At 72.5% G+C, this 18,035-nt stretch carries 19 protein-coding genes and 1 pseudogene; 3 read left to right on the forward strand and 17 right to left on the reverse strand.

The window, feature by feature from the left end; all coding sequences use genetic code 11:
- Positions 1-16 precede the first annotated feature (16 nt).
- The 6 genes from B1A86_RS11190 to B1A86_RS11220 form a co-directional block, all read right to left on the reverse strand.
- Positions 17-1,561: a sodium:alanine symporter family protein gene (locus B1A86_RS11190; RefSeq protein WP_078025325.1), complete on the reverse strand. Its 1,545-nt coding sequence runs from the start codon at positions 1,559-1,561 to the stop codon at positions 17-19.
- Between the two features lie 221 nt (positions 1,562-1,782).
- Positions 1,783-2,799: an ABC transporter substrate-binding protein gene (locus tag B1A86_RS11195; RefSeq protein WP_078025317.1), complete on the reverse strand. Its 1,017-nt coding sequence runs from the start codon at positions 2,797-2,799 to the stop codon at positions 1,783-1,785.
- Positions 2,800-2,819: 20 nt separating this feature from the next.
- Positions 2,820-3,494, reverse strand: coding sequence for an ABC transporter permease (locus tag B1A86_RS11200; RefSeq protein ID WP_036337807.1), 675 nt, complete (start codon positions 3,492-3,494; stop codon positions 2,820-2,822).
- Positions 3,491-4,225 (reverse strand): ABC transporter permease, encoded by a 735-nt coding sequence (locus B1A86_RS11205; protein WP_078025316.1) that lies wholly within the window; start codon positions 4,223-4,225, stop codon positions 3,491-3,493. Before B1A86_RS11205 ends, B1A86_RS11200 begins: the two co-directional genes overlap by 4 nt.
- The gene (locus B1A86_RS11210) at positions 4,222-5,031 is read right to left on the reverse strand and encodes an ABC transporter ATP-binding protein (RefSeq protein ID WP_036337811.1); all 810 of its coding nucleotides are present in this window, start codon (positions 5,029-5,031) and stop codon (positions 4,222-4,224) included. The genes B1A86_RS11205 and B1A86_RS11210 overlap by 4 nt, the downstream gene beginning before the upstream one ends.
- 527 nt (positions 5,032-5,558) lie before the next feature.
- On the reverse strand, positions 5,559-6,620 hold the full coding sequence (locus B1A86_RS11220) for a zinc-binding dehydrogenase (RefSeq protein ID WP_138976833.1): 1,062 nt from the start codon (positions 6,618-6,620) through the stop codon (positions 5,559-5,561).
- A 262-nt stretch (positions 6,621-6,882) separates the two neighbouring features.
- Between B1A86_RS11220 and B1A86_RS11225 the strand changes: the two genes are divergently transcribed.
- Positions 6,883-8,385: a long-chain fatty acid--CoA ligase gene (locus B1A86_RS11225; protein ID WP_078025314.1), complete on the forward strand. Its 1,503-nt coding sequence runs from the start codon at positions 6,883-6,885 to the stop codon at positions 8,383-8,385.
- 41 nt (positions 8,386-8,426) lie between these two features.
- A complete protein-coding gene (locus B1A86_RS11940; protein ID WP_371705209.1) occupies positions 8,427-8,813 on the forward strand; it encodes a DUF6226 family protein in 387 nt (128 codons plus the stop codon).
- Here B1A86_RS11940 and B1A86_RS11230 read toward each other — a convergent pair.
- From B1A86_RS11230 to B1A86_RS11285, 11 genes and pseudogenes are all read right to left on the reverse strand, one after another.
- Positions 8,749-9,501, reverse strand: coding sequence for a metal-dependent hydrolase (locus B1A86_RS11230; protein ID WP_078025313.1), 753 nt, complete (start codon positions 9,499-9,501; stop codon positions 8,749-8,751). The two genes, B1A86_RS11940 and B1A86_RS11230, sit on opposite strands and share 65 nt — an antisense overlap.
- Positions 9,502-9,678: 177 nt before the next feature.
- Positions 9,679-10,413 carry an LrgB family protein gene (locus B1A86_RS11235; RefSeq protein WP_078025312.1) on the reverse strand — a complete coding sequence of 245 codons (735 nt, stop codon included), beginning with the start codon at positions 10,411-10,413 and terminating at the stop codon, positions 9,679-9,681.
- On the reverse strand, positions 10,410-10,772 hold the full coding sequence (locus B1A86_RS11240; protein WP_036315546.1) for a CidA/LrgA family protein: 363 nt from the start codon (positions 10,770-10,772) through the stop codon (positions 10,410-10,412). Before B1A86_RS11240 ends, B1A86_RS11235 begins: the two co-directional genes overlap by 4 nt.
- A complete protein-coding gene (locus B1A86_RS11245) occupies positions 10,769-11,476 on the reverse strand; it encodes a GntR family transcriptional regulator (RefSeq protein WP_041104849.1) in 708 nt (235 codons plus the stop codon). Before B1A86_RS11245 ends, B1A86_RS11240 begins: the two co-directional genes overlap by 4 nt.
- A 268-nt stretch (positions 11,477-11,744) precedes the next feature.
- Complete coding sequence (locus B1A86_RS11255; RefSeq protein WP_078025311.1) at positions 11,745-12,752, reverse strand: GIY-YIG nuclease family protein; 1,008 nt, start codon at positions 12,750-12,752, stop codon at positions 11,745-11,747.
- 102 nt (positions 12,753-12,854) lie between these two features.
- Entirely contained in the window at positions 12,855-13,010 is a 156-nt protein-coding gene (locus tag B1A86_RS11590; protein WP_155643142.1) for a hypothetical protein, read from the reverse strand.
- A 33-nt stretch (positions 13,011-13,043) separates the two neighbouring features.
- Positions 13,044-13,910, reverse strand: a complete 867-nt coding sequence (locus tag B1A86_RS11260; protein WP_129866855.1) for a hypothetical protein — start codon at positions 13,908-13,910, stop codon at positions 13,044-13,046.
- Positions 13,911-13,953: 43 nt separating this feature from the next.
- Complete coding sequence (locus B1A86_RS11265; RefSeq protein WP_020621621.1) at positions 13,954-14,550, reverse strand: DinB family protein; 597 nt, start codon at positions 14,548-14,550, stop codon at positions 13,954-13,956.
- A gap of 23 nt (positions 14,551-14,573) precedes the next feature.
- Positions 14,574-14,915 (reverse strand): alpha/beta fold hydrolase, encoded by a 342-nt coding sequence (locus B1A86_RS11270; protein WP_138976832.1) that lies wholly within the window; start codon positions 14,913-14,915, stop codon positions 14,574-14,576.
- Between the two features lie 220 nt (positions 14,916-15,135).
- Positions 15,136-16,356, reverse strand: coding sequence for a Fic family protein (locus B1A86_RS11280; RefSeq protein WP_078025309.1), 1,221 nt, complete (start codon positions 16,354-16,356; stop codon positions 15,136-15,138).
- Positions 16,353-16,700 (reverse strand): annotated as a pseudogene (locus B1A86_RS11285) (GNAT family N-acetyltransferase); the annotation flags it as partial. The pseudogene B1A86_RS11285 and the gene B1A86_RS11280, both read right to left, overlap by 4 nt.
- A 110-nt stretch (positions 16,701-16,810) precedes the next feature.
- On the opposite strand from B1A86_RS11285, the gene B1A86_RS11945 reads away from it, so the two are divergent.
- On the forward strand, positions 16,811-17,953 hold the full coding sequence (locus tag B1A86_RS11945) for a GNAT family N-acetyltransferase (protein WP_078025307.1): 1,143 nt from the start codon (positions 16,811-16,813) through the stop codon (positions 17,951-17,953).
- The last annotated feature ends 82 nt before the right edge of the window (positions 17,954-18,035 follow it).

Genomic DNA, 18,035 nt, shown 5'->3' on the forward strand with positions numbered 1-18,035 from the left:
CCGCCGTCGTCGGTCCTCAGCCCTCCCGGCGCGGGACCACGGTGATGGCCCGGGTGTCCGGGGCGGTGTCGGCCACGTGCTCCATGGCGCGGTCGAGGTCGCCGGTCTGCTGGTACGCCGCGTGGATCTGCTCCCACAGGCGGGCGTTGCGGACGCCGATGGCGGCCGGGTCCAGGACGGGGTCCTGGCCGGCGCGGCGCTGGCGGTCGTAGTCCTTGAACAGCCGGATGGCCACGGGGCTCAGCAGGATGAGCGCCACGATGTTCACCCACGTGTAGAGGCCCACGCCGAAGTCCGCGAGGGACCACACGAACGCGGAGGTCTGCACGGACCCGAACACCATGGAGCCGGCCAGCAGCAGCCGGGCGATCGCGATGACCGCGCGCTGCGCCGTCTTGTTCGGGATGAGGTAGGCGACGTTCGTCTCCGCGTAGAACGCGAAGGAGAGCAGAGTGGTGAAGGAGAACAGGAAGACGGCGATCGCCACGAAGGACGGGCCGAAGGCGGGCAGTGCCTCGTCGATGGCGATCTGGACCCACGCCGGGCCTTCCTCGACGCCGGGCACGTGCTCGGCGAGGAGGCTCTCCCCGTCCGGCCCCAGCACGTTGAAGCTGTTCGTGGCGAGGATCATCAGGCCGGTCATGGTGCAGACGAACAGGGTGTCCACGTAGGCGGAGAACGCCTGGGCCAGGCCCTGCTTCACGGGGTGGGAGACGTGGGCGGCCGCCGAGGCCTGGGCCCCCGAACCGGTGCCGATCTCGGTGGAGTACACGGCACGGCGCACGCCCCACGCGACGGCGGCGCCGAGGATGCCGCCGTAGACCGAGTCCAGGCCCAGCGCGCTGGAGAAGATCAGCCCGAACATCGCAGGGACCTGCTGCCACATCAGCCCGACGACGAGCAGCCCCACCAGGATGTACGCGCCGGCCATGAACGGGACCACGAGGCCCACCGTGCGGCCCAGGCGGTGCATGCCGCCGAACACGATCACGCAGAACAGCACGGCCATCCCGAGTCCCACCCACAGCGGGTCCCAGCCCCACGCCTCGGTCGTGGCGGCGGTGACGGCGTTGGCCTGGATCTGCGGGCCGGTGAAGACCGTGGCGAATACGGTGGCCGCGGCATACGCGACCGCCAGCCACCGCCAGTTCCGGCCGAGCCCCTCGAGGATGTAGTACGCGGGCCCGCCGCGGTACTCCCCGCGGACCTTGTGCTTGTAGAGCTGTGCGAGCGAGCTCTCCACGAGCGCCACGGGGGCGCCGAGGATCGCCGTCACCCACATCCAGAACAGCGCGCCCGGGCCGCCCAGGTAGATCGCGGCCGCGACGCCCGCGATGTTGCCGACCCCGATGCGCCCGCCCAGGGCCATGGCGAACGACTGGAACGAGCTGATCCCCGCCGACGACGATCCTCCCCTGGCCAGCTGACCCACCATGTCCGTGAGCAGCCGCACCTGGGGAGCCGCCATGCGGATCGTGAAGTACAGGCCCAGGGCGAGGAGTCCGACGACCATGGGCAGGCTCCACATGATCGAGTTGGCGGCGGTGACGAACTGCTCCATGGTCACTTCCCAGGTCGTGGACAGGATCCGTGCACTCCATCACATTCGGGCCACCCCGGGCACCCCTGAGCCCCCGGGGGGTCTGCGCGGGACCGGCAGGGTCGGCCGGCCAGACACGCCGCGCCGTCCCTGCACCCCCGCCTCCCTCGAACCAGGAGAAAGTGGTCGCCTCACGAGGCGTGAGGCGACCACTTCCTCTGATTCGGCGTCGAGGGCAGTCCTCAGACCAGGCCCTTCTCCTTCAGCCACTCCCCCGCGACCTCTCGCGGCTGCTTCTTCTGCTCGCCCGAGTTCTCGGCGTTCATGGCCATGAGGTCCTCGGTGGTGAGGACCTTCTGCACGGACTCCACGGCCTCGCGGATCTGGTCCGTGACCCTGTCCTTGGCCATGAGCGGGACGATGTTCTGCGGGGTCACCATGCCCTCGGGGTCCTCGAGCATCACGAAGCCGTTCTCCTCGATGGCCGGGGTGGTGGAGAAGATGTTCGCCAGGTCCACGTCCCCGTCCTTGAGGGCCTTGACGGTCAGCGGGCCGCCGCCGTCGCTGATGGGGGTGAACTCCATCCTGTCCGCGGGCACGCCATAGACGGACTCCACGCGGGCGAGGCCGGCGCCGTAGTCGCGCTGGCTCATCTCCGGCGGGCCGCCCACGCGGAGGGTGCCGTCGTAGTCCTTCAGGTCCGCGTAGGAGGAGATACCGTGCTGCTTGGCCCAGTCGCCGGCCGCGCACCAGGCGTCCTTGTTCTCCGCCTTCGCCTCGGCCAGGACCTCGAGGTCGTCCGGGAGGGCCTTCTGCAGGGCGGCGAACACCTCTTCGGACGTCTTCGCCTTCGCCTGCTTGTCATAGAAGGCCAGGAGGTTGCCGGTGTACTCGCCGATCAGGTCGATGGACCCGTCCTTGAGGGCACCGAGGTAGACCTCGCGGGAGCCGATCTGCATCTTCCGCTCCACGGTGAGGCCCTTGGCCTCGAGGACCTGGGCGTAGAGCTCGCCGATGATCTCGGACTCCGGGAAGTTCGCCGAGCCCACGCGGACGGTCCCGCCGCCGTCCCCGCCGGAGCCGGAGCCTCCCGAGCCCTGCCCGCCGCCGTCGGAGGAGAGCGGGTCCCCGCCGCAGGCGGCCAGCAGGGGCGCGCCGGTGAGCAGGCCGATCACGGCGCGGCGCCGCACCAGCCGGTTCGGGGCGGCGGACGGGTTCGCTCCCGCCCGGGGATTCAGGGTGTGGTCGGTGGCAGCCATGGCAGCCGTCCTTTCGTGGGTCAGCCGCGGGCCCTCAGCCCAGCGGGGGTCAGGATGCGCTGCACCAGCAGCAGGAGGCCGTCGCACAGCAGGGCGAGCACGGCGATCAGCACGGCGCCGGCGAGCATGGTCACGTAGTCCTGCACGGCGAGCGCGTCGAAGAGGTAGCGGCCGAGCCCGCCGAGGCCGAGGTAGGAGGCCACGGAGGTCGTGGCGATCACCTGCAGGGTGGCGGACCGCAGTCCGCCGACGGCCATGGGCAGGGCGATCGGCAGCTCCACCTGGCCGATGAGCTGGCCGGTGGAGTGGCCGTTGGCGCGGGCAGCGTGGACCACCTCGCGGGGCACGGCCTGCAGTCCGGCGTAGGTGCCGGCCAGCAGGGGCGGGATCGCGAGGATCACCAGCACCATCACGGTGGGGATCAGCGCCTGCCGCAGCCTGATGTCCAGGACGATCGCGAGGAAGGTCAGCAGGCCGAGGGTCGGCAGGGCGCGCAGGGCGGAGGACAGCGCCACCACCACGCGCCGGCCCCGTCCAGTGTGGCCGATCCACACACCCACCGGGAACGCGATGGCCGCGGCGATCACCAGGGCGAGCACCGAGTAGCCGAGATGCTCGAGCACGCGGGCGGGCACGCCGTTCGGGCCCGCCCAGTGGGCGGGGTCGGCGAACCAGGAGAAGAGGGAGCTGATCATCGGCGACCCTCCTGCACCGCGAGGTCGGGCACGGTGGCGAGTGCCGTCGTCGTGGTGTCCTGTGAGGAACGACGACGGCCGCTCGCCTTCCGGACCTTCGCGCGCCTCGTCCACGGCATGAGGAGAGCGGCGAGGGCCACCAGGACGAGGTCGAAGACGACGGCGAGGATCACCGTGCCGACGATGCCGACGACGATCTCGGTGACGAAGCTGCGGGCGTACCCCTCGGTGAAGAGGGTGCCGAGGGACTGCACGCCGATCAGCGCACCGACAGAGACGAGGGACAGGGTGGAGGCGCTGACCACGCGGGTGCCGGCCAGGAGGGACTCGCCGGCCAGCGGCAGCTCCACCCGCCAGAACCGCTGCCAGGCGCTGTGGCCCTGGGCGGTGGCGGCGGTGAGGAGTTCGTCGTCCACGGCGTCGAAGGCCTCGGAGGCGCTGCGGGTCAGCAGGGCCACCCCGTAGAGGGTGAGGGCGATGACCACGTTGAGCGGGTCCAGGATCTTGGTGCCCACCAGGCCCGGGAGGATCACGAACACGGCGAGCGAGGGGATGGCGTAGAGCAGGCTGGAGCCGCCCACGATCAGCCTCCGGCCCCAGCCGGTGGCGTTGGCCAGGCGGCCCAGGGGCACGGAGATCAGGAGGCTGAGCAGGACCACCGGGGAGGCGATGGCGATGTGCCGCCAGGTCAGGGACAGGATGAAGTCCAGGTTGGCGCTGATCCAGGTCACGGCTGCACCAGCGTCCCGGCGACGCGGCCGGAGGCGTCCACCACGATGGGGGTGCCGGTGCGGTCCTCCACGTGGAGCTCGCGGCGGGCGCCGCCCACGAAGGAGCGGACGAAGTCGTCGGCGGGGCGCAGCAGGATGTCCTCGCCGGTGCCGTGCTGGGCCACGCGGGCGCCCTCGCGGAGGACCAGGACCTCGTCTCCGAGGAGGACGGCCTCGTCCACATCGTGGGTGACGAACAGGACGGTCTTGGACAGCTCGCGCTGGATGCGCAGCATCTCGGCCTGCAGGTCCGCGCGGACCACCGGGTCCACGGCGGAGAACGGCTCGTCCATGAGCAGGACGTCCGGGTCCGGGGCGAGGGCGCGGGCCGCGCCCACACGCTGGCGCTGGCCGCCGGAGAGCTGGGAAGGGTAGCGGGAGGCGACGGCCGCGGGCAGGCCGACGAGCTCGAGCAACTCGTGCGCGTGGTCCCGGTCCTGGCGGGAGATCCGGCCGGTCAGGCGCGGCACGGTGAGCACGTTGTCCAGCACGGTGCGGTGCGGCAGCAGGCCGGCGTTCTGCATGACGTAGCCGATGCCGCGGCGCAGCTTCACGGGGTCCAGGGAGGCGACGTCACGGCCCTCGATGAGCACGCGGCCACCGGTGGGGTCTACCATCCGGTTCACCATCTGCAGGAGCGTGGTCTTGCCGCAGCCGGAGGAGCCCAGCAGCACGGTGGTGGTGTGCGAGGGGACCTCGAGGGAGAAGTCCTCCACGGCACGGGTGCCGTCCGGGAAGGTCTTCTCCACATGCTCGAAGCGGATCATGCGGTGGTGCTCCCTGAGGACTCGACAGGCGTGGACGCAGACGCCGCGCTCTTCGGGTGCGAGGCCTGATCGGCCAGCGTAGACCCCAGGTCAGGCCGGGTCGAGGGGCCGGGGCCGCAGAGGTGCGGAAAAGGTCATGGAGCCGGTGCGGAGGGTCGTCGGCATCGGGGTTTCCCGACGACGGCACTCGCCTCCGCATGTCAGGCCGTCGGGTCAAGGACGGAGATGTCAACAAGAACTCATCCGCACTCACACCTGGACAACGGTTTCGGCGACGGCACTCCCACTTCGACGTATGCACCGAGCGCGAGCCGCCGGACCACACCGAGCCCACTGCGCTCCCGAGGCCGGGACGGACCGGACGCCGTAGAAGCGCAGCGCCTTCGCGCTCAGTCCGGTGGCGAGGGCGAACTCGCCGACGGTCATCAGGGGGCTCATGGGGCGACCTTTCCCTCCGGTGTTCCCAGCGTGGGCGTTCCCCCAAGGGGAGGGTCAAGCGTCGCCCAGCCTGCTCGAGACCGACGGCCTCAGACCTCCAGCAGCACCTTGATCTCGCGGCGCTCGTCCATGGCCTGGTAGGCCTCGGCGGCGTCGTCGATCGGCCTGCGCGCGGTGAACACGCGGCCGGGCTGGATCTCGCCGGACTGGATGCGCTCGATCAGCTCGGGCAGGAAACGGCGGACGGGGGCGGGGCCGCCCTCGAGGTGGATCTGCCGGCCGAAGAGGTCGGAGCCGTCGAGGGTCTGGTCGTGGGAGACGCCCACGAACCCGACGTACCCGCCGGGGCGCACCGAGGCCAGAGCTTGGTCCATGGAGCCCTGCGTGCCGACGGCCTCGCACACCCCGTGCGCGCCGTAGCCGCCGGTGAGCTCGCGCACCTGGGCGGCACCCTCCTCGCCACGCTCGGCGATCACGACGTCGGCACCGAACTCCCGGGCGAGCGCGGCCCGATCCTCATGGCGGGAGAACACGATGACCTGCTCCGCGCCGAGGGTCTTGGCGCCCAGGACGGCGCACAGGCCGACGGCGCCGTCGCCGACCACGGCGATGGTCTTGCCGGGGCCGGCCTGCGCGGCGACGGCGGCGTACCAGCCGGTGCCGAGCACATCCGAGGCGGCGAGGTAGTCGGCCAGGCGGTCCGGGTCCGAGGGCTCGCCCCCGGGCACCTTCACGAGGGAGCCGTCCGCGAGCTCGACGCGCATGTACTGCGCCTGGCTGCCCGTGTACTCGCCGGCGTTGACGCAGCGGGACTGGTAGCCGGCCTGGCAGATCTCGCACGTGTTGTCCGAGAGCATGAACGAGCCGATCACGAAGTCGCCGACCTCGAGGGTGGCGACGTCCTCGCCCTTCTCCACGATCGTGCCGACGTACTCGTGGCCCATGCGCCGGTGGTCGACGTCGTTGTGGCCGCGGTAGGGCCACAGGTCCGAGCCGCACACGCACGCGGCGGCCAGCTTCAGGACCACGTCCGTGGGCTGAGCGACGCGCGGGGTGTCCACCTCCTCCACGACGACGTCGCCCGGCGCACGCATGACGACCGCCTTCATCGTCTCGGGGATGGCAGGGGTGGCGGGGGTCTGTGCGGTCATGGTCTGTCCTCCGGTCTGGCCCGGCGGTCCGGGCGGTGTGCGGGGACCAGTCTTGCGCCCCTGAGCCGTGGAGACGACACATCGGCGACGCGGGCGGGGCCGGTGGATGACCGCGCGCCAGCGACATCACCGCCGGGCAGAACCGCGGTGATGTCGCTGGCGTGAGGTCGGCCGACACACCCCGCTCGGCTCACAGCGAACGAGCACCGCCGGGCGTTACACTGTGGTTCCCATCACATCCGACTCCCCCCGGAGGCCCGTCGTGACCCTCACCCTGTCCGCCCGCCTCGAGCGCACCGCCGCCGAGCATCCGCACTCCACCGCCCTGATCCTCGGCGAGAACCGCATGACGTATGCGGAGCTCCAGGACCAGTCCCAGCGCCTGGCCGGGCTCATGCGGCAGGAGGGCATCGGCCCCGGGGACCGCGTGGCGCTCATGGTGCCGAACATCCCGGCGTTCCCGGTGGTGTTCTTCGCGGCCCTGCAGCTGGGCGCCGTCGTCGTCCCGATGAACCCGCTGTTCAAGCGCCGCGAGATCGAGTGCTACCTGGAGGACTCGGGCGCGTCGATGCTGTGGTCCGTGCCGTCCGAGGAAGCCGTGGAGGGCGCCCGCGAGCGCGGTGTGCCGCTGCGCACCCTCGGCGAGGACGGCCTCGCCCCGCACCTCGCGGAGAGCCCCGGCCCGGTGACCGAGACCGTCGAGCGGGACCTCGAGGACGACGCCGTCATCCTCTACACCTCCGGCACCACCGGCCGCCCCAAGGGCGCCCAGCTGACCCACCGGAACATGGGCACCAACGCGGACACCGTGGCGGAGACGTTGATCCAGCTCCAGCACGGGGAGACCGTGCTCGGCTGCCTGCCGCTGTTCCACGTGTTCGGCCTCACGTGCGCGCTCATGGCGCCCGTGACCATAGGCGCCAGCCTGGCGTTGATCCCCCGCTTCGATCCCGCCGTGGCCGCGCAGACCGTCCGCGAGCACGCGGTGGACGTGTTCATCGGCGTGCCCACCATGTACGGGGCCGTGCTAGCCGCGGCCAAGGACCATCCGGAGGACCTGGCCAGCCTGCGCCTGGGCGTCTCCGGCGGATCCGCCATGCCCGTGGAGCTGCTGCGCCGCTTCGAGGCCACCTTCGACTGCGAGATCCTGGAGGGCTACGGCCTGTCCGAGACCTCCCCGGTCGCGTGCTTCAACCACCCGGGCGAGGAGCACCATCCGGGCTCGATCGGACGCGCCGTCCGAGGGTGCGAGATGCAGCTGGTGACGCCGGACGGGGCCGTGGTGCCCGAGGGCGATGAGGAGACCCTGGGCGAGGTGTGGATCCGCGGGGAGAACGTGATGAAGGGCTACTGGGGCAAGCCGGAGGCCACCGCCCAGGCCATCACCGAGGACGGCTGGTTCCGCTCCGGCGACCTCGCCCGGCGCGATGCCGCGGGCAACTACTACATCGTGGACCGCACGAAGGACATGATCCTGCGCGGCGGGCTCAACGTGTACCCGCGCGAGATCGAGGAGGTGCTCTACGAGCACCCGGCCGTCGCGGAGGCCGCCGTGGTGGGGGTGCCCCACCCGGAGCTCGGCCAGGAGGTCGCCGCGCACGTGGTGCTCGCCCCCGGTGCGCACGCCACGGAGGAGGAGCTGATCCAGCACGTGAAGTCCCAGGTGGCGCCCTACAAGTACCCGCGCACCGTGACCGTGCGGGACGGGCTGCCCAAGACCGCCACCGGCAAGATCCTCAAGCGGGAACTGACGCCGGCGGAGTGAGCGGGGTGACCGCCCGGGCCGGACACACGGGTGAGCCTCCCATGACGACCCTGCCGCGTCTGCGGGCGGAGGTGGCCCGGCGGTACGCCGCCCTCGACCTGCCCGCCTGGCCTGCCCCGCACCCGGACGGCGCCCCGCCTCGGGAGGAGGAGTACTCCCGGGTGACCGACCCGCAGCGGTATCGGATCGCGGGCGCCCGGGCCCGCGTGTGGGCCGAGGTGCTCGCGGAGGCGGGCGCCGTCGTCGTGCCGGGTGGCGGTCGGCGCCCCGGGGCAGGTGCACGCGCTGCTGCCGGACTGCGGATGCGACGCCTGCGACCCCGGGTCGGACGAGCTGCTCGAGGCCGTGGCCGGGTGCCGCCGCTCAGAACAGTGCCGCCACCCCCCGAGCGGCGAGCGGGACGAGCCGCACGGCCCGCACCACGGTGAACGCGGTGACCACCGAGACGAGCGCCCACTCCCGCCAGGACCCGGTCCGGCCGAGAAGGGGGAGCCGGAACCGTCCGGAGGACTGCCACCACCACAGGCGCGCGGGAGGCTCCGGGCTGAGCGGCCAGAGCAGGGCCACCCCGTTGTTGGTGAGGGCGTCGCCGAGGATGTGCACGCTCACGCCGACGGCCACGGAGGCGGGGATCCACCACAGCCCGTCGCTGAGGACGGTCGCCGACACCGCGACCAGGATGCCGAGTGCCCACGCGGCCCTCCATCCCCGGTTCGGGAGCAGTCGGAGGGCCTTGGCGGCCACGGCCGCCAGGAACGCGGCGATGACCCCCTGACCCGGCGTGTAGACGTGCCCCGCGATCGGCACCTGGATGGAGGCGGCCGCCGTCGCGATGGCGGTGAACGCCGCGACCCCCACCAACGAGTGTGTGCCGCGCCGATGCCCGCCGGCCACGTGGCGGATGCCGCGACTCAGCCACTCGGTCAGGGGCGGCAGGGCGTGGACGACGGTGGCGCGAGGGTGGTCCCAGTCGCTGATCATGGCCGCGCCGGCGGTGGTCACGGCGCCGAGCAGCTGGAGTTCGGCGGGCAGGTGCAGCACGGCGATCGGCGACTGCCAGTGCGTGAGCGCCAGCCAGGCCGCGGCGCCGGTGGCCGCGTGGGACGGGCCCATCATGGGTGAGGTCCTCTCGTTCGCAGGACCGGGCCGCGTCACCGCGCCTGTGCGGGCCGGCGGGCGGCCCGCGGGGAAGGAAGAGGACCAGGGTGGCAGGCGGGGCGGACACGGTAAGGACGCCGCCGCGGCTGGAGCGGGTCGAGGCGGCTGCCCGGCCGGGGGCGGCCGCCCGGCCCCTCACCCCGTCATCGCCAGCACCAGCGGGGCCAGCAGGGCGGTGAGCACACCGGAGCAGGCCATGGCGAGGGCGGAGAACGCACCGGTCTTCGGGCCTTCGGCGAGGGCGCGGGCGGTGCCGATGCCGTGGGAGCTCACGCCGATGGCCAGGCCGCGCACGCGGGGGTCGCGCACGCGCAGCCGGTCGAGCACCCAGGGGGCCAGCACGGCGCCGAGCACGCCGGTGAGCACGGGGAGCACGGCGGCGAGGGAGACGATCCCGCCGCCGGCGTCGGCCACCGCCATGGCGATCGGCGTCGTCGCGGACTTGGGGGCGAACGTGGCGGCCAGCGCGGCGTCCCCGCCCATTGCCCGCACGATCAGCACGGCGCTCACCATGGCGGTCAGCGAGCCGACGGTGACCCCGACGGCGACCGGCAGCAGCAGCTTCCGGATGTCAGGGCCGGCCCGGTACAGGGGGACGGCGAGGGCCACGGTGGCGGGGCCCAGCAGGAAGGTGAGGTAGCTGCCGCCGTTCATGTAGGTCTCGTAGTCGATGCCGGTCAGGGCCAGGAACGCGGCCACCAGCACGATCGTCACGAGCACGGGCGTGAGCAGGGCGGTCTGCCGGGCGGCGAGCCACAGGCGGCGGGAGAGCACAGCAACGGCGAGGGTCAGCGCGATGCCGAACAGCGGTGTGTGCAGGAGCGCGTCCCAGGCCTCGGCGAGGGAGTCGGTCAGTTCGGCGGCGTTCACTGTGCGTCCTCCTTGTCCGTGAGGCGGCGGGCGAGCGGGGCGGCGACGCCGGCGGTGACCACCAGCCCCAGCAGCCAGGGCACCACGAAGCCGACCAGCATCAGCGCCCGGTGTTCCTCGATGAGGCCCAGCACCGCGACGACGCCGACGCCCGCCGGGACGAACAGCAGCGGCAGGTGCTGGAGCAGGTGATGGCTCGCCGTCATCACCGGCGCGTCCTCGGCCGGCCGGCGCCACGCGAGCAGGCCGAGCAGCAGGAGCATGCCCAGCACGGCCCCGGGGATCGGCAGGTGCAGCGTGTCGGCCACGAGCGTGCCCGCCAGCTGGCAGAGCAGCAGGATCAGCAGGCCCTCGATCATCGGGGTTCACCTGCCTCGGACGGGCCCACGGGCGGCAGGCCGGGGACGACGCCGCTCCCCGCGGCGTCGAGGTGCGCCTGCAGGGCGCGCTGGGCGTCTGCGGCGCGCCCGGCGGCCAGCTGGGCGCAGATCTCGGCGTGCCCATCGAGGAGGCGGCGGGCGGCGTCGACGGATCCGCCGGTGGCGGCGTGGATCAGGCGTGCCAGGCGGGGGGCGAAGGTGCGCACGACCTCGTCGAAGGCGGCGTTGCCGCACGTGGCGATCACGTCCCGGTGGAAGCGCACGTCCAGCGCGGAGAAGGCAGCGAGGTCGCCGGCGTCCAGGGCGGCGCGCTGCTGCTCCAGGTTGGCGGTGAGCGTGGCGACGAGGGGCCCGACGGCGTCGGGCCGCGCGGCGACCGTGGCGAGGGCGGTGGACTCGAGGAGGCCGCGCAGGGCCGTGAGGTCGGCCACGCTCTGCGGCGTGAGGGCCTGCACGGCCGCGCCCTTCTTGGGGAGGAGCCGCACCAGGCCCCAGCGCTCGAGCTGGAGGAGGGCCTCCCGGGCCGGCGTCCGGGAGATGCCGGCCTCCGTGGAGAGCTGGACCTCGGTGAGCATCTCCCCCGCGGCGATCTCACCGCGGACGATGCGCCAGGCGACGTCGTGGGCCAGGCGGCCGGCAGCCGTGGCACGACTGCCCCATAAGGGGTCGGAGAGTGGAGTCATGCGGGCCAGAGTAATCGGATGCATGCATGGATGTATGCATTGTGTCGGACTCGGAAGGGGTCCGGGTGGGGAGGCGCCCATGATGCCGGCGCCCACCCTCGCCCCATGACCGTCGCCATCACCCGTCTCGACCCCGCCGGCGCGGACCGCGCGGAGCTCATTGCGCTGCTCACCGGCAACGCGTGGCCCTTCCCTGTGCGCCCCACGTCACCCGGCCGGTGGCGAAGGAGGCCATCGAGGACGGCGGCAGGCACCACACACTGTCGGGTCACCAGCTCCCGATGTAGTCCTCCGGGCCGATGAGACCCCGGGTGTCCGCCCAGGCTCCCCAGCGGTCGAGGAGGAGGGGGATGGCCTGGTCCTCCCACCAGGGCAGATGGACGAGGCCCTGACTCATGCCTCCGCGGTTGAACCGCTCCACATTGACCTTGTCCTCGTCGTAAGGCTCGGCCCCCTCGAGGGAGCGATCGAGCGCATCGCGCAGGAGCCGGCCGAGTTCATACTCACTGGTGGGCATGGGGGTGTCGTCGAGCCGTTCAGCGAGCTCCTCCCAGAGACCGACGCTTCCCCGCAGCCCGTACTGGCGGGGGCGGCGGCGGAACAAGTCGCCGACGGTCGCGCGCGCCGACGAATCGGCCCCCACCACGTCCACACCACGCTTCGCCTGCTCCGCCATGGCCGTGCGGGCCTTCCGGATGCGCTGGCGGAGCAGCTGTGCTTCGGGGCTGGTGCCGCCGTAGGTGAGGTTCAACGGCGGGGTGTGCGTGTCGATCACAGGCTTCTCAATGTCTCCGAGCGGTGTCACTTCCGCGAACCCGGCGGGTGCCTGCCACACGCGGACGGCGAGGTGACGCCGCATCCAGGTGGTCAGCTGCTCGCCGCTCTCCGGGGTGAGGGTGAATCGACCCGCGGAGGCGACGGCGACCGGCTCCAGGTCCAGCCGATCCACCAGGAGTGCGGCCAGGGTGCGGCGCAGAGTGGAGTGCGCGGTGCCGCCGTCCGCGAAATGCTTGCGTTCCAGGCGGGCCCGCAGGCTGCCCTCGGCCTTGCCGATGTAAAGCACATCGCTTCGACTGACAGACGTGTCCAATCGCAGCTCGGCTCGCGCCGCGTCAGGATCCTGCGCGACAACCGCGTATAGCCCGGTCGAATCCGGCACGACCTCGCCGCTACGCCCACCGATGACCACACCGCCGTCCTCGACGCGTGCGAACAGCTGGGGACCGTTCTGCAGAGCATGGGAAGCGGCCGCGATGAACCCCACCTTGGTGGTCATGCCAATGTCCTCTCTTCGTCCGGGACATCTACCCCGGCTGCGCCTCGAGCCTACGGAGGGCCCTGGACACGGTAGGCGCCCTTGCGATGGATCGCTGAGCCCTCACCGCGCCAAGATCCACCGGTCCTCTGGGCCGAAATTGTGGAGGTCGTCGCAGACGAAGCCGCGTAGCCACGGGACGTGGTCCACGACGCGCCGGTACAGGCCGCGGTGCACGCCGGACTCGTCGCCGATCAGCTGCTCAGCGGACACGTTCATCTCGACGCCAACCGCGCACAGGCGGGCGGGGCTTCACGCCTCGTCGGGCGCCCGGTCCTCCGCGTCGGCGATGACGTCCTCCAGAGCCTGCAGGTGGGGCTCGGCGTCGTCCCCGGCGCCCAGGTCGGCCAGCGCGAGGCGGAGGGCCTCGAGCAGCTCGCCGGCCTCCGGGTCCGCGGCGGCGGAACTCCAGCTCTCCCGCCAGGGCTCCTGGGTGGCGTCCTGCTGCTGGAGGAAGATGAGCCGCTCGACGTCGTCGGCCGGGATCTTGAGTTCCTCACCCCACGCCTGCATGGTCTCCACGTACGTGGCGTACTTGCGGGGGTAGGTCCAACCGCCGCCGATCCGGACGTCGACGTCCTTCGCATGCTCGGCGAACCAAGCGCGCACCACGGAGTCGAGGACGGGGGCGATGTCGGACTCCCGGTGGGCCTTGGTGAGGAAGTAGAGGTACTTGGTGCCGAAGGCCGCGCCGAGGTGCTTGAGGCAGCCGACCCCGCTCTTGCGCTGCTGCCGGATGTGCTCGAAGGCCGCGGGCCCGCCCTGCTCGAGGGTGATGCGGGTGACGTCGGCGAGCTGCTCCTCAAACCCGGGCTGCGCCATGATGCGCTCCACCCGGGAGGGGCCGTAGCCGACCCGTCCGTATCCCCACACCATCGCGGCGATGAAGGCGTCCCGCTGCACGGCGCGGTCCTCGGCGGTCACCTTCGCGGCGTAACCGGTGACGACGGCGCGGGTCAGCGGCTCGCGCTCGAGGCAGGCGGGCAGGTCGGGCACGTGGGCCGTCCAGTGATCGAAGGACCAACGCGTGGGCTCGTCGGCGGGCCTGCCGGCGGCAGCCCACGCATCGAATGAGCGCTGGAGGGCAGGGGGTACGGCGGCAGCGGGGATACTCGTCATGGCCACAGCGTAGGCCCAGCGGCGGAACGGGAGGCATGTGCCTTCAGTTCCGGCCCGGCCCGCCGCTCCCCTCCGCGATGGCGGTCAGACGGTCCACGTGGGCGGCCCAGCGGTCGGCGCCCCACACGGGCAGGTTGTTCCCCGGGGCGCGCAGGCCGGCCTGCCCGTCGATCTGCTCCCGCAGGATGTCCGCGTGGCCGGCGTGCCGGGCCTCGTCCAGGGCGACGTGCGCGATGATCTGCGCGAGCGTGACCTCCGCCTTGTCGTCGGGCCACCACGCCACCCGCCCGTGGGCGTCGGCGCCGAGGGCCGTGATGGTCGCGTCCGCGTGTGCGAAGCAGCGGCGGGCGAACTCGAGGACGTCCTCGAGGGACTCCCCCTCGGCGGCGAACATGTCCACGTTGTCCTCCTCCGACTGCCCCGCCGCCGCCCAGGGCAGCTGCACCTCCGCGGGGCGGTCGAACGTCTCGCCGAAGTACTCCAGCTCGACGACGGCGGCGTGCTTGACCAGTCCCAGCAGGTTGGTGCCGGTGGGAGTGCGCGGCAGGCGGGCGTCGCGCTCGCTGAGGCCCTCGAGCTTCTGCAGGAGGGCCGCACGCTGGCGGCGCAGCCCGTCGTGGAGGATCTGCTTGTGGTCCATGAGGTGATCCTGCCCCAGAGCAATCAGGCCGCGAACCCCCGCACGAGCTCCGCCACCCGCTCCGGCGCGTCCAGGTGCACGTCGCGCCCCGCGCCGGGCACCTGCACGTGCCGCACATCCGGGCGCCGACGCCGCATCTCGTCCAGCTCTCCGGCGGGCACGTACCCGTTCTCCCCGGTGATCAGCAGGGTTGGCGCGGCGATCTGCCCCCATTCCTCCCACCGGGGCCGCTCGTGGACGGGCCGCAGGGCGGCCTCCAGCACGTCGACGTCGAAGCGTGGCACCCAGCCGACGTCGACGTCCCGGGTGGAGCGCGGGGAGGGCGCGGTTGCGGGCGGCCCCGCCCCTGACTGGCCGTTGCGCACCGCGCGCCTGACGCTGCGCCCACACCGGGAGGACGACCTCGGCTGGCCCTGCCGGATCGGTGTCTCTGGTGGTGGGGAACGTGGGCATGCCCGTGGGGACGTGATCCTGTGGCTGACGGACCGCGAGTCATCCCGCGGGCCTCACCTCGTGTGTTCGCCTGACCATGGCCGGGGCACTCCATACGGCACTGAGGCTGGTCAACCCTGTAGACCGCCCCCGTCAACCCCGCCGGCCCGCACGCGCGGCGAACTCGTCCAGACAGGCGAGCACCTCGGTGGCCAGCCACACCCGGTTCCGACGCTGAGCGGACGCGGCCTGCAGAGCGCCGGCCTCGACAAGCTGGTCCACGGCCCGCTGGGCGGCCGGGCGCGAGACACCCAGCGCCTGGGCCAGATGGTCCACGGTCACGGCCGGTTGCGCGATGATCACCGCGAGCGCCCGCCAGACCGCCGCGTCCCGCCGGGCGGTGAGCCGCTCGCGCCAGCCGGTCAGGGCCTCGTCCAGGTCCGCGACGAGCTCTCGGCCGTTGCCGACGGCGGCCAGGGCGGCCTGCGCGAAGCGGCGCACGATGGGCGCGGGGTCGCCGTCGCGGTAGGCGGTGAGGGCGTCGAAGTATCCGGCCGTGTCCGTGAGGAGTCCCGCGGAGAGGGGCACCCCCATACGGGTGATCGCGCCGGCCCGATGCAACACGGCGTGCACGAGGACGCGCCCGGTGCGGCCGTTGCCATCCGCGAACGGGTGGATGGTCTCGAACTGAGCGTGCGCGATGGCGGCCTGCACGAGGGCGGGTACGTCCGTGCGGCGCAGATAGGCGAAGAGATCGTCCATCCCGGCACGCAGGCGCTCCGGGTGGGGCGGGACGAACTGCGCCGTGTGCGGCGTGGGCGCCCCGCCCCCGATCCACCCCTGCGCATCGCGGTAGGCGCCCGGCCGGGCATGCTCCTGACCGTCCATGAGGGCACGATGGGCGGCCAGCAGGGCGGGCTCGTCGAGGTCGGCGGCCAGCCGGGAAGCAGCGCCCATGGCCCTCACGTTCGCCGCCACGAGCGTTGCGTTCGGGCGGGTGCGTTCGCCGAGAGTCGCCAGGGCGAGGGCTCGCGCGCCCGCGGTGATGTGCTCGATCTGCGAGGAGGACGCGGACTCAGTGCGCAGGAGCACCGCGTCGATCGGGGCGATCTCGCCGGTGAGCCCCGGGAGGGCGTGGCTGATCTCAGCATCGAAGCGCACGACGGCGGCCGTCGCCTCCTCGACCTCGGTCGCCAGATCAGAGGGCAGGTCGAGCCCGAGTCGGGCGATGCGGGCCGGGAGCGCGGCTCGATACGGGCCCGAGGCGCGCACGCGAGCGCTGCGGGAGCGCAGCCCGGCGTCATCCGGGCCCGCGGCCCAGGGGCGCTCTTCCCAGCCGACGGCCCACGGGGTCGGGCGCGGATCGTTGCTCATGCCGCCACCTTACGCAACGTTATGTCTAGAGAGTTGCGTACTTCTGGGCGTCGTGAGGTGGAAAGCCGTCTGCCCCGGGCCCGATGCTCCGAGGCGAGCATCGCGTAAGTGACGCCGTCCACCCAGCCGCGGGTGCGGTGCAGTGACTCCTCCTTGAAGGTGCCCTCGTGGCGCAGGCCGACCTTCTCCATCACGCGCAGGATGGGCGCGTTGTCCGCGAAGGCGTGAGCCTCCACGGGTCGGACGCCGAGGCCTGCGAAGGCGAGGTCCAACAGGGCACAGGCCAGCTCGGTGGCGCGGCCCCGGCCGGCGTGGGCCTGGGCTATGGTCCAGCCGATCTCGGCCTGCGCGTCCCGGGCTTCCTCGCGCGGCGCGCCGCGAGGTCGAGGAGGGGCGTGGCCATGGGGTCACGGCAACGGGCGGCGGTGACGTCCCCTCCCCTACTCTCGGCCCCATGGACGTCACCTTCACTCCACTCGACCCGGCAGGCGCCGACCGGGACGCGCTCGTCGCCCTGCTCACCGAGAACGCGTGGCCGTTCCACACGCGCCCGCGCGTCACCCGGCCGGAGGCGGAGAAGGCCGTCGATGGCGGCGCCTGGGAGGATGAGGACCACCGCACCTTCTGGATCGAGCATCCCGAGCACGGCCGCGTCGGCGTGGTGCGCCTGGAGGACCTCACGGACCCCACCCCCTTGTTCGACCTGCGCGTGGCGGAGCGGTTCCGCGGGCGCGGGCTCGGCGCGCAGATCCTCACCGCGCTCACCCGGCACGTCTTCGAGACGATGCCCGCGGTGGACCGCTTCGAGGGCCAGACCCGCGAGGACAACGTCCCCATGCTGCGCACCTTCCGCCGGGCCGGCTGGGTCAAGGAGGCGCACTACCGGCGCGGCTGGCCCGTGGACGGCGGCGAGCCGCTCGCGTCCGTGGCCTACGCAATGTTGCGCCAGGACTGGGCGTCCGGCACGACGACGCCGGTCCCCGCCGACGTCGACGCCCCGCCTCCGGCGGGGCGCAAGGAGGGCGCGGCTGCGGGCGGCCGCGCCCCTGACTGGCCGTTGCCCACCGCGCGGCTGACGCTGCGGCCGCACCGGGAGGACGACCTCGGCTGGTTGCAGGAGATGTACATGCAGCCCGTGGTGGTGCGCCACCTGCTGGACGAGCCCTGGGACGAGGCGACCGCGCGAGCGAAGCTGGCCAAGCGGATCACGTGGGACGACCTCGGCGGCCCATCCGGGGCGGTGTCCCTGGTGGTGGAGCACGCGGGCGTCCCCGTGGGTGACGTGATCCTGTGGCTGACGGACCGCGAGCGCGGTGTCGCGGAGATCGGCTGGGCACTGGATCCGCGGCATGCCGGTCAAGGCTTCGCCCGGGAGGCCGCGGCTGCGCTGCTGGACCTGGGGTTCGAGACGTCTGGCCTGCACCGGGTGGTGGCACAGATGGATGCCCGCAACACGGCGTCCGCCCGACTGGCCGAGACGCTCGGGATGCGTCGAGAGGCACACCACCGGCAGGACCTGTGGAGTAAGGGCGAGTGGACGGACACCCTCGTCTACGCGATGCTCGCGAGCGACCGGGGGGTGAGGGGCCATCTATGACGACGAACGGACTTCTACGCTCACCCCATGCAAGTTGAGTCCCTGATAGTGGTGTAACCCTCCCCGGTCGCCAACACCGTCC

Origin of the sequence: Micrococcus sp. KBS0714, assembly GCF_002008305.4 — a bacterium.
Classification (GTDB): domain Bacteria; phylum Actinomycetota; class Actinomycetes; order Actinomycetales; family Micrococcaceae; genus Micrococcus; species Micrococcus luteus.